The sequence below is a fragment of the Pseudomonas sp. TH04 genome (genome assembly GCF_016651355.1).
Lineage (GTDB): Bacteria > Pseudomonadota > Gammaproteobacteria > Pseudomonadales > Pseudomonadaceae > Aquipseudomonas > Aquipseudomonas fluorescens.
The window spans coordinates 3,593,472-3,615,362 of sequence record NZ_JAEKEA010000001.1; the positions used below are offsets into that span (position 1 = coordinate 3,593,472).

At 61.8% G+C, this 21,891-nt stretch carries 22 protein-coding genes; 10 read left to right on the top strand and 12 right to left on the bottom strand.

Translation table 11 applies throughout. The annotated features are described in order from the left end of the window. Positions 1-66: 66 nt before the first annotated feature. Positions 67-696, bottom strand: a complete 630-nt coding sequence (locus tag JFT85_RS16020) for a LysE family translocator (RefSeq protein WP_069552835.1) — start codon at positions 694-696, stop codon at positions 67-69. Positions 697-824: 128 nt separating this feature from the next. Here JFT85_RS16020 and JFT85_RS16025 point away from each other — a divergent pair, with 128 nt between their 5' ends. Continuing rightward, entirely contained in the window at positions 825-1,307 is a 483-nt protein-coding gene (locus JFT85_RS16025; RefSeq protein ID WP_053258764.1) for an Lrp/AsnC family transcriptional regulator, read from the top strand. Positions 1,308-1,392: 85 nt separating this feature from the next. Here the strand turns inward: JFT85_RS16025 and JFT85_RS16030 are convergent, their stop codons facing one another. The 6 genes from JFT85_RS16030 to JFT85_RS16055 are packed head-to-tail and all read right to left on the bottom strand — an operon-like array spanning position 1,393 to position 7,073. Next, the gene (locus JFT85_RS16030; protein ID WP_053258763.1) at positions 1,393-2,325 is read right to left on the bottom strand and encodes a phosphatidate cytidylyltransferase; all 933 of its coding nucleotides are present in this window, start codon (positions 2,323-2,325) and stop codon (positions 1,393-1,395) included. 1 nt (position 2,326) lies between these two features. Beyond that, complete coding sequence (locus JFT85_RS16035) at positions 2,327-2,947, bottom strand: lysophospholipid acyltransferase family protein (RefSeq protein ID WP_053258762.1); 621 nt, start codon at positions 2,945-2,947, stop codon at positions 2,327-2,329. A 9-nt stretch (positions 2,948-2,956) separates the two neighbouring features. After that, positions 2,957-3,400 carry a hypothetical protein gene (locus JFT85_RS16040; protein WP_069552833.1) on the bottom strand — a complete coding sequence of 148 codons (444 nt, stop codon included), beginning with the start codon at positions 3,398-3,400 and terminating at the stop codon, positions 2,957-2,959. Further along, entirely contained in the window at positions 3,390-4,688 is a 1,299-nt protein-coding gene (locus tag JFT85_RS16045) for a phosphatase PAP2/dual specificity phosphatase family protein (protein WP_053258760.1), read from the bottom strand. Before JFT85_RS16045 ends, JFT85_RS16040 begins: the two co-directional genes overlap by 11 nt. Before the next feature lie 2 nt (positions 4,689-4,690). Further along, positions 4,691-6,445, bottom strand: coding sequence for a bifunctional alpha/beta hydrolase/class I SAM-dependent methyltransferase (locus JFT85_RS16050; RefSeq protein ID WP_053258759.1), 1,755 nt, complete (start codon positions 6,443-6,445; stop codon positions 4,691-4,693). A 10-nt stretch (positions 6,446-6,455) separates the two neighbouring features. After that, positions 6,456-7,073, bottom strand: coding sequence for a CDP-alcohol phosphatidyltransferase family protein (locus JFT85_RS16055; RefSeq protein ID WP_053258758.1), 618 nt, complete (start codon positions 7,071-7,073; stop codon positions 6,456-6,458). 320 nt (positions 7,074-7,393) lie between these two features. Here JFT85_RS16055 and hflK (JFT85_RS16060) point away from each other — a divergent pair, with 320 nt between their 5' ends. The 8 genes from hflK (JFT85_RS16060) to cfaB all read left to right on the top strand — a co-directional run bounded on the left by hflK (JFT85_RS16060) (position 7,394) and on the right by cfaB (position 16,567). After that, a complete protein-coding gene (gene hflK, locus JFT85_RS16060; protein ID WP_053258757.1) occupies positions 7,394-9,319 on the top strand; it encodes a protease modulator HflK in 1,926 nt (641 codons plus the stop codon). Positions 9,320-9,331: 12 nt separating this feature from the next. Beyond that, positions 9,332-10,321 (top strand): protease modulator HflC, encoded by a 990-nt coding sequence (hflC, locus tag JFT85_RS16065; RefSeq protein ID WP_053258756.1) that lies wholly within the window; start codon positions 9,332-9,334, stop codon positions 10,319-10,321. Next, positions 10,318-11,352 carry a protease modulator HflK gene (gene hflK, locus JFT85_RS16070; RefSeq protein ID WP_078827536.1) on the top strand — a complete coding sequence of 345 codons (1,035 nt, stop codon included), beginning with the start codon at positions 10,318-10,320 and terminating at the stop codon, positions 11,350-11,352. The genes hflC and hflK (JFT85_RS16070) overlap by 4 nt, the downstream gene beginning before the upstream one ends. Continuing rightward, entirely contained in the window at positions 11,349-13,235 is a 1,887-nt protein-coding gene (locus tag JFT85_RS16075) for a cation-translocating P-type ATPase (RefSeq protein ID WP_053258754.1), read from the top strand. The genes hflK (JFT85_RS16070) and JFT85_RS16075 overlap by 4 nt, the downstream gene beginning before the upstream one ends. 115 nt (positions 13,236-13,350) lie before the next feature. Next, positions 13,351-13,602 (top strand): BufA2 family periplasmic bufferin-type metallophore, encoded by a 252-nt coding sequence (gene bufA2, locus JFT85_RS16080; RefSeq protein WP_201230109.1) that lies wholly within the window; start codon positions 13,351-13,353, stop codon positions 13,600-13,602. 68 nt (positions 13,603-13,670) lie between these two features. Beyond that, entirely contained in the window at positions 13,671-14,516 is an 846-nt protein-coding gene (gene bufB, locus JFT85_RS16085; protein ID WP_201230111.1) for an MNIO family bufferin maturase, read from the top strand. Beyond that, positions 14,507-15,295, top strand: a complete 789-nt coding sequence (locus tag JFT85_RS16090; protein ID WP_201230113.1) for an HvfC/BufC N-terminal domain-containing protein — start codon at positions 14,507-14,509, stop codon at positions 15,293-15,295. The genes bufB and JFT85_RS16090 overlap by 10 nt, the downstream gene beginning before the upstream one ends. 87 nt (positions 15,296-15,382) lie before the next feature. Further along, entirely contained in the window at positions 15,383-16,567 is a 1,185-nt protein-coding gene (gene cfaB, locus JFT85_RS16095) for a C17 cyclopropane fatty acid synthase CfaB (protein WP_053258750.1), read from the top strand. Between the two features lie 49 nt (positions 16,568-16,616). On the opposite strand, the gene cls is transcribed toward cfaB, so the two are convergent. Then, positions 16,617-18,056 carry a cardiolipin synthase gene (gene cls, locus JFT85_RS16100; RefSeq protein WP_201230115.1) on the bottom strand — a complete coding sequence of 480 codons (1,440 nt, stop codon included), beginning with the start codon at positions 18,054-18,056 and terminating at the stop codon, positions 16,617-16,619. Between the two features lie 130 nt (positions 18,057-18,186). Between cls and JFT85_RS16105 the strand changes: the two genes are divergently transcribed. After that, on the top strand, positions 18,187-18,708 hold the full coding sequence (locus JFT85_RS16105) for a DUF3617 domain-containing protein (protein ID WP_053258748.1): 522 nt from the start codon (positions 18,187-18,189) through the stop codon (positions 18,706-18,708). Here the strand turns inward: JFT85_RS16105 and JFT85_RS16110 are convergent. Genes JFT85_RS16110 through JFT85_RS16125 form a run of 4 tightly spaced genes read right to left on the bottom strand, consistent with a single transcriptional unit; the run spans position 18,705 to position 21,891 of the window. Beyond that, positions 18,705-20,042 carry a dihydroorotase gene (locus JFT85_RS16110; protein ID WP_201230117.1) on the bottom strand — a complete coding sequence of 446 codons (1,338 nt, stop codon included), beginning with the start codon at positions 20,040-20,042 and terminating at the stop codon, positions 18,705-18,707. The genes JFT85_RS16105 and JFT85_RS16110 overlap by 4 nt on opposite strands. Before the next feature lie 3 nt (positions 20,043-20,045). Continuing rightward, positions 20,046-20,606 carry a gamma carbonic anhydrase family protein gene (locus tag JFT85_RS16115; RefSeq protein WP_069552826.1) on the bottom strand — a complete coding sequence of 187 codons (561 nt, stop codon included), beginning with the start codon at positions 20,604-20,606 and terminating at the stop codon, positions 20,046-20,048. Continuing rightward, a complete protein-coding gene (hisI, locus tag JFT85_RS16120; protein WP_201230119.1) occupies positions 20,603-21,016 on the bottom strand; it encodes a phosphoribosyl-AMP cyclohydrolase in 414 nt (137 codons plus the stop codon). Before hisI ends, JFT85_RS16115 begins: the two co-directional genes overlap by 4 nt. Then, on the bottom strand, positions 21,013-21,891 hold the full coding sequence (locus JFT85_RS16125) for a metal ABC transporter substrate-binding protein (protein ID WP_201230121.1): 879 nt from the start codon (positions 21,889-21,891) through the stop codon (positions 21,013-21,015). Before JFT85_RS16125 ends, hisI begins: the two co-directional genes overlap by 4 nt.

Here is a 21,891-nt window from a genome sequence, read left to right on the forward strand (position 1 = left end):
TGGCTAAGTGCGGCCTATATTACACGCGTCTTTGATACAAAAGATGACGTGAAATCGCCGACTTGCTCAGGCGTGCTGCACAAAAGTGAGACGCACCGCAAAACCAATCAAAAGACTGCCAAATAACCACTGTTGCACGCGCTGTGCCGAGCGATTGCGCGCCAGCCAGTGGCCGATGCGCGCGCCGGCCAGGGCGTAGCAGCCGTCGAATACGAAACCGACGCTCACCAGGATCACACCGAGTAACGCAAACTGCGCTGCCACCGGGCCTGCTTGCGGGTTGATGAATTGCGGCAGCAGCACCGAGCAGAACAGCAGCGCCTTGGGGTTGAGCAGATTGGTGAGCAGGCCGCGCTGAAAGGCCGTGCGCCAGGCATGCACCGAAGGTGCGCCCTGGCTTTCGTTGAGCGACGTCAGCCGATTGGCGCGCAGGCACTGCACGCCAAGCCACAACAAGTAGGCCGCGCCACCGAGGCGCACCACGTCGAACGTCCACGGCGCCACTTTGAACAAGGTCGCCAAGCCCATACCGGCCAACGCCACATGGCATGCCCGGGCCAGCCCCAAGCCGAGTGCCGTGGTCAGCGCCAAGGCCTTGCCCTGGCGTGCGCCGGTTTGCAGCAGCAGGATCATGTCCGGCCCCGGCAACAGGAAAGCGACCGATAAGGCCAACAGAAATAACCAGAGCTGCGCCATGTTTCACCTCCCTCGATTGGTCGGCCAATTCTAGGATTGAAAGGCAGGGCAGGTGCTTGCGAAGTCAGCCAGATAAGCGTCTAGTCTTGGCACTATCTGCCACCAATACAGCCTACGGCCATCCACTTATGCCAAATTTCAAACTTGACGCGTTCGACCGCAAGATTCTTGAGGCCCTGCAACGGGACGGTCGCCTGAGCAATGTGCAACTGGCTGATGAGATCGGTCTGTCCGCCTCCCCGTGTTTGCGCCGCGTGCGTCTGTTGGAAGAGGCCGGGGTGATTCGCGGTTATCAGGCCACGCTGGACCGCGATGAAGTGGGGCTGGGCATGATGGTGTTTGTGGGCGTGAAGGTGGAGCGGCACAACGACACCGAGGCGAATGCCTTTCGCGAGGCGGTGACGGCATTACCCGAGGTGATCTCGGCATTTTTGGTTTCGGGGGAGTCGGACTTTCTATTGCAGGTGGTGGTGCCGGATTTGCGCGGCTATGAACGGTTCGTCACTGGCAGCCTGTTGAAGCTGCCGGGGGTGAGGGATATTCGCAGCAACTTCGCGATCCAGACCGTGAAAACCCCAGGCGCCTTGCCCCTGGGGCATTTGCCGGGTTAAGGGCTGGAAAACACTGCAAAACCAGTGTGGGAGCAGGCAAGCCAGCTCCCACCGTTGCTCCACATTGGGCTTGAGGCGCTATTTCTCAGGTCCACCAGTAGCGAACGAGATGAAAGAAAATCGGCGCAGCAAAACACACCGAATCCAGCCGATCCAGCATCCCGCCATGGCCTTCGATCATATGCCCCCAATCCTTAACGCCCCGGTCGCGCTTGATCGCCGACATCACAATGCCGCCGGCAAAACCCAACAGGTTGATCAACAAGGCGATCAAAAATGACTGCCACGGATTAAACGGCGTCGTCCACCACAACGCCGCACCGATCAGGGACGACAGCAGAATCCCGCCAACAAACCCTTCAACCGTTTTGGAGGGCGACAGGTTGGGCGCGATCTTGTGTTTGCCGAACAGTTTGCCGCACACGTACTGCAGCACGTCAGACAGTTGCACCACGATCACCAGATAGGCGATCAGCAAGAGGTTGCGGCCTTCGTAACCGGGGATGTCGAGGGTCAACAGGGCCGGCACGAACGACACGCAGAAGACCGCGATCATCAGGCCCCACTGCACTTTCGACGCCCGTTCGAGAAAGTGCGTGCTGTCGCCTCCGAGGGACGCGAGGATCGGCAGCAGCAGGAACACGTACACCGGGATAAAGATCGAGAACAGCCCATACCAGTCCGAGTAGATCAGCATGTATTGCAAGGGCAGGGCCACGTAAAACGCGGCCACCAGCGCCGGGTAGTCGCTGCGGCGCGTGGGGGTCAGGGTGAGGAATTCGCGCAGGGCATAGAACGACACCGCGTAGAACAGCAGGATCACCGCGCCGGTACCCAGCCAGAAGGCAATACCGATGACCACCACCATCACCCACCAGGCGTTGATGCGGGCGTTGAGGTTGTCGATCACCGCATTCGGCGTGCCACGGGTGCGCAGTTTGAGGATCAGTCCGATCAATGAGGCGAGTACCAGGATCGCGCCGATCCCACCGAACAACATCAGGGTTTGGCTATCCATCTCAGACATGCTCCGGGGCAAGGGCGAGCAGGGCGTCGCGGGTACGGGCGAGGAACGCGGCTTTGTCTTCGCCCTCTTCCAGTTGCAACGGCGCGCCGAAGCTGGTGGTGCACAACAACGGCAGTGGCAGCACGCGGCCCTTGGGCATGACGCGGTTGAGGTTGGCTATCCACACCGGGATCAATTCCGCCTGTGGGTAACTTTTTGCCAGGTGATACAGGCCGCTTTTGAATGGCAGCAGGCCGTCTTCCAGATTGCGCGTGCCTTCGGGGAAGATGATCAGCGAGTCGCCGCCTTCAAGCGCGGCCAGCATCGGCTGCAAAGGGTTATCCACAGGGTCTTTACGCTCGCGGTCGATCAGCACGCCATTGAATACGCGGTTGATGATGTAGCGGCGCAACGCGCTTTTGTTCCAATAATCGCTACCGGCCACCGGGCGCGTGAATTTGCGCAGGTTCTGCGGCAGTGATGCCCACAGCAGCACGAAGTCGCCGTGGCTGCTGTGGTTGGCGAAGTAAATGCGTTGCACCGGGACCGGCGCGCAGCCCAGCCACAGGCTACGGGCGCCGGTGACGGTGCGGGCCATCGAGGTAATCAGCGTGGCGACCACAGGTTCGAACATGGGAATTCCTTATCCGGCAAAAGGTAGCCAAGGGCTGGCGAGTATCACGAGCAGGGTCAGCAGCACTTGCGCGCCCAGCAGCCAGGCCTGCTTGCGCAACAATTTAAGGGCGCCGCGACGGCGCTCGGTCCAGGGCCGGCCAGCGCGTTTGGGCGATTGCAGGCCGAGGGTTTGCAAGGCCTGGTCGAGATCGGGTGTGCGCTGGGGGTCGCGGGCCAGCAGCGCGAACAGGTCGGCGTCGAAAGCCACGCGCAGCGCCCAGTACTTTTGCAGCAGGCCGAGAATAATCATCCACAGGCTGAGCAGCAGGCAGATTGTCGAAATACTCGCCATCAGCAATTGAGCCAGGCCGAACAGCACACCGACCACGGTCAGGCCTGTGGATAACTGATCGAGTGATCGGCCACGGCGCAGAAGGCTGGCGACCACTTGGAGTTCCATATCAGCAGGCATGGGGTAAACCCTCCAGAGCTTCACGGTGAGTGGGATGCAGGACCACGCTGGGCCTCGCTGTACGAATAATAGCCAGCGCTTCCTCGACACTGGCCGCGCGACCACTGTGCAGCAACCAGGCAGCGACTGCCGTGGCGCTGCGCGAATAACCCAAGGCGCAGCACACCAGCACGGGGCCGCTGAGGCGCAAGCGTTCAATGGCTTGCGCGGCGTGCAGGCATTCGGCGGGGGTTGGGGCGATCAAGTCGAGCACAGGGATGCATTGATAGGCGCGGCCCTGGGGATTCATCGGCAATTCCGCACACAGATCGACGATAGCCTTGAATGAACCCTGCTCGCTGACGGTAGGAATTCGACCCAGCCAAACGTTATCCACAACCTGGTCAGATTGTGGATGGTTTCGCGTCCACCACCGCGAGTTAATCCAGGCCGCAGCCAAGTAGGGCGCGTACAACCAGCGTGCGGCGGGCGTCAGACGGCCATCGGCGCGTTTCTGAAAGCCTGCGGCGCCCAGCACCAGGTAGTTCGCCTTTATCAGCGCAAGGGACACCGCCGGCCAGATCAGCCACAGCCACCCGCCGCCCAAGGTCAGCGCCACAATCAACAGCACCACCGACCCCGCGCCGTAACGCAAACCCAGCCGCCAGTGCTGCGAATCCCGCGCAAGCCGTGCATTCAACAGCGGGCTCGGGTGCTCCACTGGCCACAACCACACGCATAACCAGCCCGCGAGGGCGCCTGTGGGTAAGTCAATAAAGTGATGTTGATAAGTGGACAGCACCGAAATGCCGATCAACGTGAACCAGCCATGCACCACCCAACGCCAGAGCCCTTGAGTGTGGCGCTGGTACATGACCCACAGGATCACCAGCAGCGCGATGTGCAGTGAGGGCGCCTGGTTAAACGGTTTGTCGAAGCCGGCCAGCACCGCAAACAGCCAGCCAAACACACCGTCCAGTTCCGGCCGTTCAAAGGTGAAACGCAGTGGCCAGATGAGGAAGCAGCTCACGGCAATCACTTGCGCACTGAGCAGGCGCAACGCGTGTTGTTTCAGCTCATGGCGAGTGTTGGGCAACAGCAAGGAGAACCCGTAGAGCAGGTCAATGGACCAATACGGCACGATGGTCCAGGCCCAGAACGGCATATGGGTTTCCCAGCCGAATACCAGTGTGCCGACATCGCTGCGCTGGCTGGTGACCCAGGTGGCGAAGCCGTAGGTAGCGAAAAACAACGGCGCCAACAACAGCAGCCACAGGACGGCCGGTTTCAATAAGCCGGGTTCGCGCATGCTCAGATCTTCTGTGCCAGGGACACGGTGAAAATGCCCCACTCGTCCACACGCTGGGTGAGCTTGCGAAAGCCTGCGGCCTCAACCAACTGATCCATTTCTGCCTGGCTGCGCCGGCGCATCACCCAGGCCTGGCCCTGGCGATGGCTGGTGAGCGCGCGGGCGATCAATTCCAGCTGCGGATGCCACGGTTGGCCGGTGTAAACCAGATAACCGCCAGGCTCCACCGCTTCGGCCAGACCTGCCAACGAACCGCCGACCATGCCGTTATCGGCAAACAACTCATACAGCCCGGACACCACTGCCAAGCTCGGCTTGGGGTCCAGGGCCGCCAGATCAGCCCGGTCAAACGCATCACCTTTGACGAACTGGGCGATATCCCCAAGGCCTTTTTCGCGGATCAGCGCGCCACCGTCGCGTACGTTGATGTCACTGTAGTCGCGCAGCAGGATTGATTCCGGCAGCGGCGAAACGCCCTGCAAGGCTTCGAGAATGTAGCGGCCGTGGCCGGCGGCGATATCGACAATTCGCACCTCACGATCATCTGCACGCAACTTGGCCATGGCCAGGCGCAGCAGTTCTTCGACATTCAGCTTGCGCTGGCGAATGCCCCGCCAGCCGATGGAGTTGAGGTAATTGGTGTCGATCATCCGCCCCAGCCCGCCCTTGCCGGTGGGCGTGTTGCGGTACACGTAGTCCAGCGTGCTGCCGGAGTCGAAGCCGGTGTCGAAGCCCAATTTCACCCCGGCCGACAGGTTCTTGCCCAAGCCCATGCTGGCGCGGGTCATGCGCCAGTACAGGTCGCGCAATGAATGACGGGGCAGCGGCGCGGCGAGGGATTCTGACTCGGCGCAGGTGGCGCCCAGTTTGTCGGCGTCGAGCAAAGACGCGCGGTCCAGCGGGTGAGCGAAGTTCTGCAGGATAAAGCGCTTGGCGCTGCTCAGGGCGATCGCTCGGTCGCGTTCGCCGAGGGTGTCGTGGAAAAAGCCGGGAAGAATATGCAGCTCTTTTTTCAGGCTGCCGAGGCGGTCGAAAAATTGCTGCTGGGGTTTACGGTGCACCACAAAGTCGGAGCCGGAGATCAACAGCTGTGTGGGCACTTGAATCGCCTGGGCATCGGCTACAACGCGATCGGCAGCTTCGTACAACCCGAGCAGCACATTCACTGAAATGGCTTTGGTGATCAAGGGGTCGCTGTCGTAGGACGCGACTCGCTCCGGGTCGTGGCTGAGGAACTTGGCCTTGACGTAACTGTTGACGAAAAAGTTGCCGCGCACTTTGCGCATCAGCGCCAGGCCCGGTCGCGCAAAAGGTACGTAGAGCTTGACCTTGAACGCCGGGGAGGCCAGCACCAGGGCGCGGATTTTGGGGGCGTAATCGTGCACCCAGGTGGCGGCGATCACGGCGCCCACGCTTTGGGCGATGACGGCGACGTTCTCTTCGTCGATGCCGTAAGTGGCGCCGATATGCTCGCAGAAGGTCTGCACGTCGCGCGCGCTGGTGGCGAAGCTGGGGCTGTCACCGCGTGCACCGGGGGATTGGCCGTGGCCGCGTGCGTCCCAGGCGAAGAAATCGAATTGCGGCAGGTCGAGTTCGTCGACCAAGTGAGCAATGCGCCCCGAATGCTCGTGGCCGCGATGAAACAGCAGGATCGCCTTGCGCGGCTCGTCGCCCGCAGGCGCCGTGGCCGGCCAGTGCCGATAGAAAAGCTCGACGCCATCATGGGTACTGAAGGTGTGATCGTGCTGTTCGCGCATCGCAAATTCCTTATGCAGAAGGGGAAGTGGTTTCTTTGAGACCTTGGCGCACGCGGTTGACCAAGGTATAGGCGAGCAGGGCGGCGACCAGCCACATCACCGTGTCGACCCAGCCAGCATTGAGCCAACCCAGTGCCACGCCGGTGGCGAGCACCCCGAGTACAAACGCGCGATCACTCTTACCCATCGGCCCGTCGTAGCGGCGCGAAGCGCCCACCATTGGCCCGAGCACGCCAGCGTATTCACTGAACACGGCGAGCAGCGCCACCAGCAATACGGGCACCAGGCTGGCATCGGGGATCAGCGCAAAGGGCAGGATCAGCGCGCTGTCGGCGATGACGTCGCACAGTTCATTGAGGTAGGCGCCGAGGCGCGACTGCTGGCCAAAGTCCCGGGCGAGCATGCCGTCGATGGCGTTGAGGGCCATGCGCAGGATCATCCACAGCGGGATCAGCGCAAACAGCCAAAGGTGTTGGGCGAAGCTGGCGATCAACAGGCCGACCAGCAGGGAAATCACGCCAGCCAACACGGTGATCTGGTTGGCGGTGGTGCCGTTGTCATAGAGACGCTGCACGAGGGGGCGCAGCAGGTTTTGAAAACGCGGCTTGAGTTGATAGATCGAAATCATGGGGAGTGGCGCTTCCTTGTCCGTGAACCCGCGAAAAACTGTTTTGGAGTGTGCCGATTAATCCGTGCCTGCACCAGTGATGGCGCGTGTTTATGGGGGTTTAGTCACGGTCTCGCCGGTGCCGCAGGGAATTTGTGGCAGGCAGCTTGCGCCTGATAGCGGTGGGCCAGGCAGTACAGGCATCAACTGCCCCATCGCCATCGCGAGTAAGCCCTGTGCACAGGGGCACAGCGCAGGGCTCAAAAACGGTGTTTAGCGAACAAAAATTTCACGCCGCGTGTTATATCGTAACGAACTGTGTGTAAGCGGGCGTTAAGTGGATGCAAGTGGATTTGGAAGCTGATGGCGCTTCGGTTGAAGGCCTCGCGCGTTTTCAACAAGGGGTGTTCCATGCCCGTCGATTGAGGCAGGCCGGCATCAGCCTGACCGCCCTGGCTGTCGCCGGTTGGGTGCTGGCGTTGTTTGTCGCGCTGTTTGCGCCGTTGTCGATCTGGCCCGTGGTGCTGATCAATTGCGCGAGCGCTCTGCTGGTGCTGGTAGCCGGGTTGCAATCGGCGTGGTGGGTCGCCGATTGGCGTGCCCAGGCGCTGGAGGAACCGGCAGCGGAATTAATCGAACGGCCCCTCGAAGAGCGGGGCGGATACACGCGTCTGCTGGAGCGTTTCGGCAGTGGCTTGCTGGCCCAGATCGGCGCGCCGGTGTTGTGGCTCTGTGGTTGGTCGTTGTTGGCGTTGCTCAGCATCATTGAATTCTGGAACCTGGCCTTGCCCGCATCGCCCGTGGGGCAATCCGCGAGTATCGGCGCTGCGCTGGCGTTGGCGCTGGCCTTTGGCTTGCTGGTATTGGAGCGCCGTCTGGCTCAGGAAACCGCTGCGCAATGGCCTGAAGCGTCGCAGTTGGCGCAGTTGGTCCGGGTGGCGATTGTTGTTTGGGTGGTCAGTGCGATCTGCTTGTTGTTTGCCGGCGCGCAATCCGTGTGGCCGTTGCGCTTGGCGACGGTCATTGGCCTGTTGCCAGCGCTGGTGGCGCTGGAGTTCCTCTTAAGAGGCACGCTGTCGCTGTTCAGCCCGCGCCAGCCACGGCTCGAACCCCGCCTGATGGCGCAAAGCTTCATCGCCGGTCTGCTGCGTTGGCCGCCACAACCCTTGCTCGCTTTGCAGCACGAACTGCACAACCGCTTCGGCATCGACTTGCGCCAGATCTGGGCGTTTACCTACATGCGCCGGGCGTTCTTGCCGGTGCTGCTGGTGGTGCTGGCGGTAGGCTGGTCACTGACCGGCGTGCACGAAGTGCCTCTGCAAGGCCGTGGGATTTATGAGCGGTTCGGCAAACCGGTGGAAGTCTTCGGCCCGGGCCTGCATGCCGGGTTGCCGTGGCCATTGGGTCGCGTTTTGAACGTGGAAAACGGCGTTGTGCACGAGCTCGCCACCAGCGCCAGCGACGCCGCCGCAGTGCCGTTGGCACCTGCCGAAGGCCCGGCGCCGCTGATCGCCAACCGGTTGTGGGATGCCAGCCATGTGAATGACAAGTCCCAGGTGATCGCCAGCAGCAGCGGCGACAAGCAAAGCTTCCAGATCGTCAATATGGATGTCCGCTTCGTCTACCGCATTGGCCTGACCGACCAGGCCGCACTGGCTGCCACCTATAACAGCGCCGATGTGCCGACGCTGATTCGCAGTACCGCCAGCCGCATCCTCGTGCACGACTTTGCCTCGCGCACCCTCGACGAGCTCCTCGGCGAACAACGCACCCGCCTCGCTGATGAGGTCGGCCGCGCAGTGCAGGCGGACCTGCAAAAACTTAACAGTGGCGTGGAAATTCTGGCCACGGTGGTGGAGGCCATTCACCCACCGGCCGGCGCCGCCAATGCCTACCACGGTGTGCAGGCGGCACAGATTGGTGCCCAGGCGCTGATTTCCCGTGAGCGCGGCGCCGCCAGCGAACAAACCAACCAGGCTTTGCTGCAGGCCAGCACTGCGCGCGACCAGGCGATGGCCACCGCCCGTGAAGTCAGCGCGGGCGCCCAAGCGGCAGACCTGCGCTTTGGCGCCGAACAAAAGGCTTACGCCACCGCAGGCCGTGCCTTCGTGCTGGAGCAGTATCTCGCTCAACTGAGCCAAGGGCTGGCGCACGCCAAGCTGCTTATTCTGGATCACCGCCTGGGCGCCGATGGCGCGCCAACGATCGATCTGCGTTCTTTTACTTTGCCGGCCGATCCTTCGGTGCCGCGTAAAGCCGTTCAATAAGGAGTCTGTCTGTTGAGCGCTCATTCTCACGATCACGGTCATCACCACCACGGCCATCATCACCACCACCATGGCGATGAGCAGGCGGCCGGGCCATTTCCTTGGAGGCGCATGGCCTGGGCCGTGTTGCTGGTGCTGTTTGCCGTCGCGGCTGCCAGCCTGGTGCAAGTGCGCTCCGGCGAGGCCACAGTGATTACGCGGTTCGGCAACCCGTCGCGGGTACTGCTGGAGCCGGGCCTGGGCTGGCGCTGGCCGGCACCGTTCGAAGCGGCGATCCCGGTGGACCTGCGCCTGCGCACTACCTCCAGCGGTTTACAGGATGTGGGTACCCGCGACGGCCTGCGGATCATCGTGCAGGCCTATGTGGCGTGGCAGGTGCAGGGCGATGCCGACAATGTGCAGCGCTTTATGCGTGCGGTGCAGAACCAGCCGGACGAAGCGGCGCGGCAGATTCGCACGTTCGTCGGCTCGGCGCTGGAAACCACAGCAGCCAGCTTCGACCTGTCGAGCTTGATTAACACCGACGCCAGCCAGGTGCGCATTGCTGATTTCGAGGCGCAATTGCGCCAGCAGATTGATCAACAATTGCTCACCACCTACGGCGTGCGCGTGGTGCAAGTCGGTATCGAGCGCCTGACCCTGCCGTCGGTCACCCTCACGGCCACCGTCGACCGCATGCGTGCCGAGCGTGAAACCATTGCCACCGAACGCACCGCTGTCGGTAAGCGTGAAGCCGCGCAGATCCGCTCTGCCGCCGAGCGTGACGCGCGTATTGTGCAAGCCGATGCCACGGTGAAAGCCGCCGATATCGAAGCCCAATCGCGGGTTGAAGCGGCGCAGATTTATGGCCGGGCCTACGCGGGCAATCCGCAGCTGTACAACCTGCTGCGCTCGCTCGACACCTTGGGCACGGTGGTCACGCCGAGCACCCGAATCATCCTGCGTACCGACGCGGCGCCGTTCCGTGCACTGGTGGACGGGCCGAAGGACGTTCAACCATGACCGAGCGTGACGGCCCGGACAGCCCGTGGATCCAGGCCGGGCGCCTGACCTTCCTGGCGCTGTACGCGGTGACGGTGCTGGCGGCGCTGGCCTGGGCGTTTTCCAATGTGCGGCAGATCGACCCGCAAAACCGCGCCGTGGTGCTGCACTTCGGCGCGCTGGACCGGATTCAGAACGCCGGGCTCCTGCTGGCGTGGCCGCAGCCGTTCGAGCAGGTTGTGTTGTTACCCGCTGCGGACCGTGTGATTGAACGTCGGGTGGAGAACCTGCTGCGCTCCGATGCGGCAACCCAGGCCGACCGTGTCGCCAGTTTCGCCACGCCGTTGAGCGATGCACTGGCCGGTTCCGGTTACTTGCTGACCGGCGATGCCGGTGTGGTGCAGCTGGATGTGCGGGTGTTTTACAAAGTCACCGAACCCTATGCGTTTGTGCTGCAGGGCGAGCACGTGCTGCCGGCGTTGGATCGTCTGGTGACGCGCAGCGCAGTGGCGCTGACGGCTGCGCGGGATCTGGACACGATTCTGGTGGCGCGCCCGGAACTGATCGGCACCGACAACGGCGCCGCCGAGCGCCGCGAGCGGCTGCGCGCCGACCTGGTGCAAGGTATCAATAAGCGCCTGGCGGAGCTGGCCGCGACGGGTTTGGGGCTGGGCATTGAGGTCACCCGCGTGGATGTGCAATCGAGCCTGCCGGGCCCGGCGGTGAATGCGTTCAACGCGGTGCTGACCGCCAGCCAGCAAGCCGATAAAGCCGTGGCCAATGCGCGCACCGAAGCGGAAAAACTCACCCAGACCGCCAACCAGGCGGCTGACCGCCTGGTGCAAGTGGCCCACGCCCAGGCCAGTGAGCGCCTGGCCAGCGCCCAGGCGCAAACCGCCACCGTCGCCAGCCTGGCGCAGGTTAAAGACCCTGGCTTGCTGCTGCGCCTTTACCGCGAGCGCGTGCCGAACATTCTTGGCCAGGCCGGTTCAGTCACTACGGTCGACCCTAAAGACGACTCCCGCTTGATCATTCAGGGAGCCGAGCAATGAGCGCACCCATGTTGACCTCCGCCGAGCAGCGCAGCGCTGCCCGGCAATTGACGCTGGCCATGCTGGCCCTGGGTTTGCTGATGTTGGGGCTGGTGTGGCGTTGGTTGGCGCCGGATCAGACCGGTGTCAGCCAATTGCTGCTCGGCGTCGCTTCCTTGCTGGTGGCCGTGCCGGTGATGCGTTCGGCCTGGTACAGCCTGCGTTACCCGAGCCTGCATGGCATCACCGACCAATTGATCGCGCTGGCGATGATGGGCGCGTGGGCCACGGGCGACCTGCTGACCGCTGCCTTGCTGCCGATCATCATGATCTTCGGCCATGTGCTGGAAGAGCGCAGCGTGATCGGCTCTCAGGAGGCGATTCACGCGCTGGGCAAACTGACCCGCAGCCACGCGCGCCTGGTGCAGGCCGACGGCAGCATTGTTGAAGTGGATAACGGCACGCTGAACACCGGCGATATCGTCGAAGTGCGTGCCGGCGACCGGGTACCCGCCGATGGCGTGGTGCTGTCGGGCCAAGCCAGCCTGGACACGGCGCCTATCACCGGGGAGTCGGTGCCGTTGGAAGCCAGCGTCGGCGTGCAGGTGTTTGGTGGGGCGATCAACCTTGATGGCTTGTTGCGCTTGCAAGTGACGCGCACCGGTGATGAGTCGACCTTGGGCAAAGTCATCGCGCTGATGCAGAACGCCGAGCGCTCCAAACCGCCGATCACGCGGCTGCTGGAGCGCTATGCCGGCAGCTATATGGTGCTGGTGTTATTGCTGGCGGCGGTGACCTGGTTTGTCACCCATGACGCCCAGGCAATGCTCGCCGTGCTGGTGGCGGCGTGCCCGTGTGCGTTGGTGCTGTCGGCACCGGCCACGGCGATTGCCGGGATTGCGGTGGCAGCGCGCCATGGGATTTTAATTCGCAGCTCGGCGTTTCTGGAGGAGCTGGCGGACCTGACCTCGTTGGTGGTCGACAAGACCGGTACGCTGACCTTTGGCACCTTGCGCCTGCAGTCCATTGAAACCACGGCGCCGGATCGGCAGCGGGTGTTGAACCTGGCGGCCAGCCTCGGTTCGGCCAGCAGCCACCCGGTCAGTCGTGCACTGGCGAGTTTGGCGACTCAGGAACAAATGCTGGCACTCACGGATATTCGCGAACGCCAGGGCCTTGGCGTGGTGGCACAGACCGAGCAGGGCGAAGCGGCCCTTGGGCGACCGGAGTTATTTGAGCAATTGGGCATCGTCAGCACCCACGTCCCCCGTCACGATGGCCCGATTGCCGGGCTGGCGCTGAACGGGCAATTCCTCGCCTGGCTGTTGCTGGCCGACAGCGTCAAGCCGGAGGCACGGCAGGCACTGCAAGAGTTGCGGGATCTAGGCCTGGGCCGCCAATTGCTGCTGACCGGCGACCGTCAAAGCGTGGCCGACAGCCTCGCGCTGGACGTAGGCATCAGCGACGTCGAAGCGCAGGCCTTGCCGGAAGATAAGCTCAACCGCGTGTTGGGCGAGATCCGCAGTGGTTTCCGGCCGATGGTGGTGGGCGACGGCATCAACGACTCCCTGGCGCTCAAGGCGGGTGTGGTCGGCGTGGCGATGGGCGCGGGCGGGGCGGACATCGCCCTCGCGTCGGCGGACGTGGTGTTGATCGGCAGCGACCTGCGTCGCCTGGGCACCTGTGTGCGCTTGAGTCGTCAGTGCCGACACACATTGCAGGTCAATGTGATCATCGGCTTGGGCTGGACCTTGGCCATCGTGGTGTTCGCGGCGTTTGGCTGGTTGGGCGCAGCAGGCGCGATGATCGCGGCGGTGTTGCATAACCTCAGCACCTTGCTGGTACTGGGCAACGCCGGGCGTTTGCTACGCTTTCAGGAGCCGCTTTTGAAGCTCGACGAATAATTTTCAGAAATATTTTCACTGGGCTGTAACGCCAATGCGGGACCTCACTCTAGTGGTATGTCGAGACTGAACAATCCGTTCAGACCGACTCCATTAGCTCATGAGGAATACGAGAATGAACATTAAATCCGCTGCTGCCGGTGCCGCCCTCGCTATGGCTGCCGCTACCATGTTTGCTGGTGTTGCCACTCAGGCTCAAGCCGCTGATACCGCTGTGCATTGCTATGGCGTCAACGCCTGCAAAGGCCAGAACGACTGCAAAACCAAAGACCACGCGTGCAAAGGTCAAGGTTCTTGCAAAGGCCAGGGCTTCCTCTCCATGAGCAAAGCCATGTGCGACCAAAAAGGCGGCAAAGTCGGCGAATAACCGGCAAACCAGTGCAACCGCAGCGGACGCCCCCTGCCGCTGCGGACACTTTGCCCAGGAGTTGTCGTATGTCCGCTTCCTTTCCCAATCTGGGCTACGGCCTGGGTTTACGCAGTGAGTATTACCAGCAGATCCTTGAACAGTCGCCGGCCGTGGATTGGTTCGAAGTGATCTCCGAGAATTATCTGGTCCAGGGCGGCAAAGCCTTGTACTACCTGGACGCGATAGCCGAGCGCTATCCCCTGGTGATGCACGGTGTGTCCCTGTCCATCGGTGGGCCCCATGCCCTCGATACCGATTACCTGAAACACATCAAACAGCTCGCCGAGCGCATTCAACCCGCGTGGATTTCCGATCACTTGTGCTGGAGTCGCGGTAGCGCGCATCAGTTGCACGATTTGCTGCCATTGCCTTACACCGAAGAAAGTCTCTACCACGTGGCCGGCCGTGTGCGCCAAGTGCAGGACGTGTTGCAGCGTCCGTTGGTGCTGGAAAATGTCTCCAGCTATGTACGCTCCAAGGCGGACGAATTCACTGAGTGGGAATTCCTCAATGCCTTGGCGCACCTCACTGGGTGCCAGTTGCTGCTGGACGTCAACAATGTGTGTGTCAGTTCGCGCAATCACGGGTTCGATGCGTGGACGTTTATCCGCAGCCTGCCGCCCGAGAGTATTCGCCAACTGCATTTGGCCGGGCATATGGACTACGGCGATTATGTGGTCGATACCCATGACCATCCGGTGTGCGATCCGGTGTGGGCGCTCTATCAACAGACACTTGAGCATTTGGGGCCGGTGTCGACGCTGTTGGAGCGCGATGATCATTTCCCACCGTTCGAAGAACTGCTTGCCGAGCTGAGCAAGGCCCGTGAACTGGGGGCTACCGCGCTGGCCCGGAGGTCGCTATGCGCCTGACCGATTGGCAGTTGGCCTTTGAGCAGCATCTGCTATCCGAAACGACGGTGGACAACCGGGGTTTCGCCGCCACTTTGCTCGGTGGCCCGACCCTGGATGTCGACACGGGGCTGGCGATTTATCACAACGCCTACGTGTCGCGGTTGCAGGAAGTGTTGCGCCATGATTTCGGCGCCATCTGGTATTGGCTGGGGGATGATGAGTTCGCGTTATTGACACAGGCCTATGTGCGACGTTATCCGTCCGCTCATTACAGCCTGCGTTGGTTGGGTGAGCGGTTCCCGGCGTTCATTGTTGAGCACCTGGTGGCTGAGCAGAGCGCCCCGCTGGCTGAACTGGCGCGGTTGGAGTGGGCCTTTACCCTGGCGTTTGATGCGCCGCAGGGTGAGCCGCTGACCCTGAATGATATGGCGCAACTGCCACCCGAAGCCTGGCCGGGTTTGCAGGTAGCCCTGGCGCCTTGCGTGCAGCAGATGCTCTGCCAGTTCAATACCGTGGCGATTTGGCGAGCGAGTAAGGATGAGTCGGACTTCCCCGACAGCCATGCACTGGAGGTCGCGCAGATTTGCCTGGTATGGCGCCACCAGAACGTGTGCCACTACCGCAGCCTGGAACCCGCTGAAGCCTGCGCACTGGCAGGCATGGTCGCCACCGGCTGGCGCTTTTCAGAACTGTGCGCAGAGTTGGCAGTCACTTATAAAGAGGGTGCAGCGCTGCAAGCGGTGACGTGGCTGAAACAGTGGGTCCAAGACGGTTTGCTCGAGTTTCGGGCGCAGTAGAGCGGCGCTATCGATTCGATAGCCCCCTACTTTGTCTTTGGATGGTCTACCCTCATTCCAGACGTCTGAAACAAGGGGGGACTACTCATGCTCGCGCCACTTCCACCGGCCTTACAGAATCTAAAGCTACCGCTTCGTCTTCGACTCTGGGATGGCCATGAATTCAACTTGGGCCCTGAGCCCAGTGTGACCATCGTGGTGAAGGACCCCACAGCGGTTTCCATGCTGACCCATCCAACGCTCGACTCATTGGGTGAAGCGTTCGTCGAAGGCAAACTGGAGCTTGAGGGTTCCATCACCGAGGTCATTCGGGTCTGTGACGAGTTGAGTCACGCGCTGATCGAAGACGACCTGGAAAGTCATCCGGTGCGCTCGATCCACGACAAGGCGACCGACGCAGCCGCCATTTCCTACCATTACGACCTGTCCAACGAGTTCTACCAACTTTGGCTGGACCAGGACATGGCGTACTCCTGCGGCTACTTTGAAACCGGCAGTGAATCCATCGACCAGGCTCAACAAGACAAATTTCGCCACTTGTGCCGCAAGCTGCGCTTGCAACCGGGTGAGTATTTGCTGGATGTGGGCTGTGGCTGGGGCGGGCTGGCGCGTTTTGCGGCGCGGGAATTCGGGGTCAAAGTGTTTGGTATCACCCTGAGCAAGGAGCAGTTGGCACTGGCCCGGGAACGCGTCAAAGCGGATGGCCTGGAAGACCAGGTGGACCTGCAATTGCTCGACTATCGCGACCTACCCCAAGACGGTCGTTTCGACAAAGTGGTCAGCGTGGGCATGTTCGAACACGTTGGCCATGCCAACCTGGCGCAATACTGCCAAACCCTGTTTGGTGCGGTGCGTGAAGGCGGCCTGGTGATGAACCACGGCATCACTGCCAAGCACACGGATGGTCGACCTGTCGGCCGTGGCGCCGGGGATTTTATCGAGCGTTACGTGTTCCCCAACGGTGAGTTGCCCCATCTGGCGATGATGACTGCCGAAATCAGTGAAGTCGGGCTGGAAGTGGTCGACGTCGAGAGCCTGCGCCTGCATTACGCGCGCACGCTGGACCATTGGAGCGAGCGGCTGGAAGACAACCTTGAAGCGGCGGCGAAGATGGTGCCGGAGCAAGCGTTGCGTATTTGGCGGCTGTACCTGGCCGGTTGTGCCTATGCGTTCGCCCGTGGCTGGATCAACCTGCATCAGATCCTGGCAGTAAAACCTCATGCCGATGGCAGCCATGAATTGCCGTGGACGCGGGAAGATATCTACCGCTGAAACAGTGCTGCGAAGACCCAGAAGATGTAAATGTGTTCTGTGTTGGCTGTCAGAGAATCGGTGAAATAAGCCGCGCGACTCGCATGCCCAGTTGTTGCAGGCGGCGGGTTTCGCGGCTTTCTTCCTGGCTGACTTCGTGGGCGACGGCGAAGTCGTCCAGCAGCATCTGTTCCACTTCGCTGGCAAACGCCTCGTCCACGGTCAGCAGCATCACTTCGAAATTAAGCCGGAACGAACGGTTGTCCATGTTCGCGCTGCCGATGGCGCTGATTTCGCTGTCCACCAACACCACTTTTTGATGCAGGAAGCCCGGCTTATAGCGGAATACCCGCACACCGGCGCGCACCGCTTCGATGGCGTAGAGGCTGGAGGCGGCATACACAATGCGGTGATCGGGCCGCGACGGCAGCAGCAGGCGCACATCCACCCCGCGTAACACCGCCAGGCGCAGGGCGGCGAATACGGCTTCGTCGGGCACGAAATAGGGGCTGGTGATCCACACCCGCTCGGTCGCGGCATGGATCGCTTCGACGAAAAACAGCGAGCAGGTTTCATACGGGTCAGCCGGGCCACTGGCGAGCAGTTGGCAGAGCACGCCGTCTTCAGGGTAAGTGTCCGGCAGGATCAGTGGCGGCAACTCGCGCGCGGCCCAGAACCAGTCTTCGGCAAACGATTCCTGCAGGCAGGCCACGACCGGGCCGGTGACCTGTACATGGGTATCGCGCCATGGCGCCAACGGCGGCTTTTTGCCCAGGTACTCATCGCCGACGTTATGCCCGCCGACAAATCCGGTAACGCCGTCCACTACCACGATCTTGCGATGGTTGCGGAAGTTGACCTGGAAGCGGTTGAGCCAGCCGCTGCGGGTGGCGAATGCTTTGACCTTGACGCCGGCGTCGCGCAGCGATTGCACGTAGCGAGAGGGCAGGGCGTGGCTGCCGATGCGGTCGTAGAGCACGTGGATGTCTACGCCTTCGGCGGCCTTCTCCTTGAGCAAGGTGTGCAGTTGGCGGCCGAGTTCGTCGTCATGGATGATGAAAAACTGGAACAGCACCGCCGTTTTGGCCGTGCGGATAGCGTCGAAGATTGCGCTGAAAGTCGCCTCGCCATTGATCAGCAAGCGTACTTCGTTATTGGCCAGGCATGGCATGCGGCCAAGTTTGGGCATGGCACGCAGGGACGCATAGGCATCGGAGTTGCGTGCGGCGAGCGCTTCATCGACCCAGGGGCGCCAGTTCAGCGCGGTGATGGCGGTGTGCATTTCCTGGTTGGCCTGGCGACGCGCCTGGATATAAGCGTCGAAGGTGCTGCGACCAAAAATCAGGTACGGAATCAGCGTCAGGTAAGGCATGAACATCAGCGACAGGGCCCAAGCGATTGAGCCTTGGGCGGTCCTGACGGTCAGCACCGCGTGAATCGCGGCCAGAGTCCCGAGAAAGTGCAGCGTGGCAATGAAGTAGGCGAGCAAGTGCGGGCCAAAAAAATCCATGAACGACGTAACTCCAGGCAATCAAGTGCCTAACAGACCATGTTCGACGGTGAATGTCGCTATTTTATTTGTCGTGCAACACTGGCAGCTTTGCGGCGTCTAACGCCCACAATTATCCAGGAGTTACCCGATGAATGCTCGCCTGCTTGGTTTGGCCATGGTTGTTGGATTGTCGCTGCCCGTGGCGGCTCAGGCGCAGATGTTGGCGCCGGGCTTGTGGGAATTGACCACCAGTAATATGAAAGTGGATAACCAGGACTTGCCCGACCTGTCGCTGATCCTCGGTCAGCTCAAACAACAGATGACCCCTGAACAGCGCGCGATGCTCGAAAAACAGGGCATCACCATGGCCGGTAAAGGCGTGCAGGTGTGCCTCACGCCGGCCCAGGTTGCCTCTGACTCAATCCCGCTGACGGACCCGCAATCGGGTTGTAAACAGCAAGTGACCGACAAGACCGGCAACCAATGGAAGTTTCGTTTCAGCTGCCCGAAAGCCCAGGGCACCGGTGTAGCGACGTTCCAGAGCCAGCAGGAGTTCACCACGACCGTCAACGGCACTTTCAATGCCACCGGCGTTCAGCAGAAGGGCAGCCTGGACACCCACGCTCAGTGGCTGGGTAACGATTGCGGTACGGTCAAACCCCGCGCTTAACGCAGAAAGAGCAGGGGCAAGCCCTGGCAACTGTCGACCACCTGGCCGTTGTGCCACGCCAGGTGGCCTGACACCAGCGTGGTGCTGACGCTGTGGCGAAAGCTGCGCTCGGCGAAGGGCGTCCAACCGCAGCGCGCGAGAATGGGCTGGCTGTTGACGGGTCTGCCTTCGGGCTCAGGTTTGATCAGCACCAGGTCTGCCCAATAGCCTTCGCGCAAGTAGCCGCGATCGGGAATGGCGAACAGGTCGGCTACCCGGTGACTGGTCTTGGCCACCAGGGTAGGCAGGGGCAAGAGCCCGTCCGCAACCAACTCCAATAACGCCGGCAACGCGTGCTGCACCAACGGCAGCCCGGACGGCGCTTCGCGGTAGCTCAACTGTTTTTGCGCCCAGGTGTGTGGCGCATGGTCACTGCCAATTACATCCAGACGATCAGTCAGCAAGGCACGGCGCAGGGCGTCGCGGTCGGCGCGGGTCTTGATCGCCGGGTTGCATTTGATCTGGTGGCCGAGGCGGTGATAGTCGTGGTCATCGAACAGCAGATGGTGCAGGCAGACTTCGGCGGTGATGCGCTTTTCGGCAAGGGGAATGTCGTCGAACAGCGCCAACTCGATGGCGCTGGTCAGGTGCAACACGTGCAGGCGGGTGCCGTGACGCTTGGCCAGTTCCACTGCAAACGATGATGAGCGATAGCAGGCTTCGGCATCCCGGATCAGCGGGTGGGCAACCGCGGGAATATGTTCGCCGAAGCGCTCGCGCAGGCGTTGCTCGTTGGCCAGGATGCTGGGTGTGTGTTCGCAGTGAGCAAGCAGGAGGGTGGGGACTTCGGCAAACAGTCGCTCCAGAATCCGTGGGTCGTCCACCAGCATGTTGCCGGTGGAGGCGCCCATGAACACTTTCACCCCGGCCACTTCGCGTGGGTCCAGGGCGGCGACCGTGTCGAGGTTGTCGTTGCTGACCCCAAAGTGAAAGCCGTAGTTGGCCACTGAGTGCAGCGCGGCGCGGCGCTTTTTATCGGCCAGGGCCTCCAGGTTAAGTGTGGCGGGGTGGGTGTTGGGCATGTCCATGAAGCTGGTAATGCCACCCGCCACTGCGGCGCGGGATTCGCTATAGAAACTGCCTTTTTCGGGCGCGCCGGGTTCGCGAAAGTGCACCTGGTCATCAATCATTCCCGGCAGCAGCCATTGGCCTTGGGCGTCGATTTCTACCGGTTCGTTGTAGCCTTCAAGGCTGGTAGCGATCTTCTCGATACGGCCATTGGCGACCAGTACATCAGCGTCGAATAACTGGCCTTCATTCACCAGGCGGGCATTGCGAATCAGCAGGCGGCTCATGGTTCAGAACTCGTTTTGCAGGGCTTTGTAACCGCGCACCAGATCGACGTTGGTGCGCGCCACGTCTTCGGAAAACTCCGAGGCACTGACACTCACCGGCGGGAATTGCGACAGGTCGGTGTTCGGGCCGATGCGGGTGGTGGAGGGCACATAGAAGTCGGCGGGCAAGTCACGGCCGTCGACCACCGAGTTATGGCGCACCACGCAGCCATCACCGACGGCGCAGTTGAACAGCACGCTGTTGAAACCAATGAAGACGCGGTCGCCGACGGAGCAGGGGCCGTGGACGATGGAGCGGTGCGCGATAGAGGTGAACTCGCCGATGGTCACCGCCGCCCCGGATTTGGAGTGGATGACCACGCCGTCCTGGATATTGGAGTTGGCACCGATGGTGATGGGGTCCATGGCACCGCTGGCGTCGACTTCGTCGGCGCGGATGACGGCGTAGGGACCGACGAACACGTTCTCGCCGATGATGACCTTGCCGCAAATGATGGCGGTTTTGTCGACGTAGGCTGATTCGGCAATCACCGGCAGATCGCCGGAGGGGTTCTTGCGGATCATGCAGCGGGCTCCGTAATGATATGAACGTAGGCGCCATCGATGGCGTTGTAGAAGCAGGTGGGCCGGCCGGTGTGGTAGGCCGGGCCTTGCTGGTCGACAATCAGCAGCACGGCGTCGCCATCGCAATCCAGCCGCGCTTCGACCAACTGTTGCCAGTGGCCGGAGCTTTCGCCTTTGCGCCATAGTTGCTGGCGCGAGCGCGACCAGTAGCAGACCTGCCCTGTGGCCAGGGTTTCATCGAGGGCCTGGCGGTTCATCCAGGCCAGCATCAACACCTGGCCGCTGCCGTGTTGCTGGACGATGGCGGCAATCAGGCCATCGCTGTTCCACGGCAGGGCGTTGAGTACCGGCTCGAGTGGAAAGCGGCTGCCAATGGCAGCCCCTTCCAGGTCGCGCATGCTCAAGGTCATGGCTTGCTCAGGGCGGCGCACAGGGTGTTGAGGTTGTACTCGAACAGACCGGTGAAGGTGCTGGCCGGGCCTTCGGCAGCGAGGGCGTCGGAGTACAGCGTGCCGCCGATCTGCGCGCCGCTTTCGTCAGCGATTTGCTTGAGCAGGCGCGAGTCCTTGATGTTTTCCATGAACACGGCTTTGACCTTGTCCTTGCGGATCTGGGTGATCAGCGCAGCGACTTCGGCCGCTGAGGGTTCACGCTCGGTCGACAGCCCTTGTGGCGCCAGGAACTGGATGCCGTAGGCCTGGCCCAGGTAACCGAAGGCATCATGGGAGGTAATGATGCGGCGGTTGCCAGGCGGCAATGCACCGAACTTGGTTTTGGCTTCGGCCAGCAGGCGGTAGATTTCTTTCAGGTACGCTTGGCTGTTGCGCAGGTAGTCGGCCTTGTTGGCCGGGTCAGCGGCCACCAGCGCCTTGGTGATGTTGTTCACATAGATTTCGGCGTTGGCCAGGTTGTGCCAGGCGTGCGGATCGGGAATGGTTTCGCCGTCTTCTTCCATGGTGTGGGAGATCACGCCTTTGCTGGCGGTGACCACAGTGGCTTTGGTTTCGGTGCTGGTGACCAGGCGGTCCAGCCAGGGTTCGAAGCCGAGGCCGTTCTTGATGATGACCTTGGCCTTGAGCAGCGCCTTGGCGTCATCCGGTGTCGGTTCGTAGGTATGGGCGTCGGCGTCCGGGCCGACCATGTTGCTGATCTGGATGTGCTCGCCACCGATCTGGTGGGTGATGTCATCGAGAATGCTGAAGCTGGTAACCACTTGAAGTTTGTCGGCGGCCTGAGCCATCGACAATGGCAGCAGAATGCTGAACAGCACGAGTAGAGCGCGCAT

Excerpts from the sequence above, each read along its gene's own strand:
- JFT85_RS16050 (WP_053258759.1), bottom strand. The coding sequence starts at position 6,445 with ATGCGCGAACAGCACGATCACACCTTCAGTACCCATGATGGCGTCGAG.
- JFT85_RS16075 (WP_053258754.1), top strand. The coding sequence starts at position 11,349 with ATGAGCGCACCCATGTTGACCTCCGCCGAGCAGCGCAGCGCTGCCCGG.
- JFT85_RS16045 (WP_053258760.1), bottom strand. The coding sequence starts at position 4,688 with ATGCGCGAACCCGGCTTATTGAAACCGGCCGTCCTGTGGCTGCTGTTG.
- JFT85_RS16025 (WP_053258764.1), top strand. The coding sequence starts at position 825 with ATGCCAAATTTCAAACTTGACGCGTTCGACCGCAAGATTCTTGAGGCC.
- hflK (WP_053258757.1), top strand. The coding sequence starts at position 7,394 with ATGCAAGTGGATTTGGAAGCTGATGGCGCTTCGGTTGAAGGCCTCGCG.
- hisI (WP_201230119.1), bottom strand. The coding sequence starts at position 21,016 with ATGACCTTGAGCATGCGCGACCTGGAAGGGGCTGCCATTGGCAGCCGC.
- cls (WP_201230115.1), bottom strand. The coding sequence starts at position 18,056 with ATGGATTTTTTTGGCCCGCACTTGCTCGCCTACTTCATTGCCACGCTG.
- JFT85_RS16055 (WP_053258758.1), bottom strand. The coding sequence starts at position 7,073 with ATGATTTCGATCTATCAACTCAAGCCGCGTTTTCAAAACCTGCTGCGC.
- JFT85_RS16030 (WP_053258763.1), bottom strand. The coding sequence starts at position 2,325 with ATGGATAGCCAAACCCTGATGTTGTTCGGTGGGATCGGCGCGATCCTG.
- hflK (WP_078827536.1), top strand. The coding sequence starts at position 10,318 with ATGACCGAGCGTGACGGCCCGGACAGCCCGTGGATCCAGGCCGGGCGC.
- bufB (WP_201230111.1), top strand. The coding sequence starts at position 13,671 with ATGTCCGCTTCCTTTCCCAATCTGGGCTACGGCCTGGGTTTACGCAGT.
- JFT85_RS16040 (WP_069552833.1), bottom strand. The coding sequence starts at position 3,400 with ATGCCTGCTGATATGGAACTCCAAGTGGTCGCCAGCCTTCTGCGCCGT.
- JFT85_RS16105 (WP_053258748.1), top strand. The coding sequence starts at position 18,187 with ATGAATGCTCGCCTGCTTGGTTTGGCCATGGTTGTTGGATTGTCGCTG.
- JFT85_RS16110 (WP_201230117.1), bottom strand. The coding sequence starts at position 20,042 with ATGAGCCGCCTGCTGATTCGCAATGCCCGCCTGGTGAATGAAGGCCAG.
- cfaB (WP_053258750.1), top strand. The coding sequence starts at position 15,383 with ATGCTCGCGCCACTTCCACCGGCCTTACAGAATCTAAAGCTACCGCTT.
- JFT85_RS16020 (WP_069552835.1), bottom strand. The coding sequence starts at position 696 with ATGGCGCAGCTCTGGTTATTTCTGTTGGCCTTATCGGTCGCTTTCCTG.
- JFT85_RS16035 (WP_053258762.1), bottom strand. The coding sequence starts at position 2,947 with ATGTTCGAACCTGTGGTCGCCACGCTGATTACCTCGATGGCCCGCACC.
- JFT85_RS16125 (WP_201230121.1), bottom strand. The coding sequence starts at position 21,891 with ATGCGCGCTCTACTCGTGCTGTTCAGCATTCTGCTGCCATTGTCGATG.
- JFT85_RS16115 (WP_069552826.1), bottom strand. The coding sequence starts at position 20,606 with ATGATCCGCAAGAACCCCTCCGGCGATCTGCCGGTGATTGCCGAATCA.
- bufA2 (WP_201230109.1), top strand. The coding sequence starts at position 13,351 with ATGAACATTAAATCCGCTGCTGCCGGTGCCGCCCTCGCTATGGCTGCC.
- JFT85_RS16090 (WP_201230113.1), top strand. The coding sequence starts at position 14,507 with ATGCGCCTGACCGATTGGCAGTTGGCCTTTGAGCAGCATCTGCTATCC.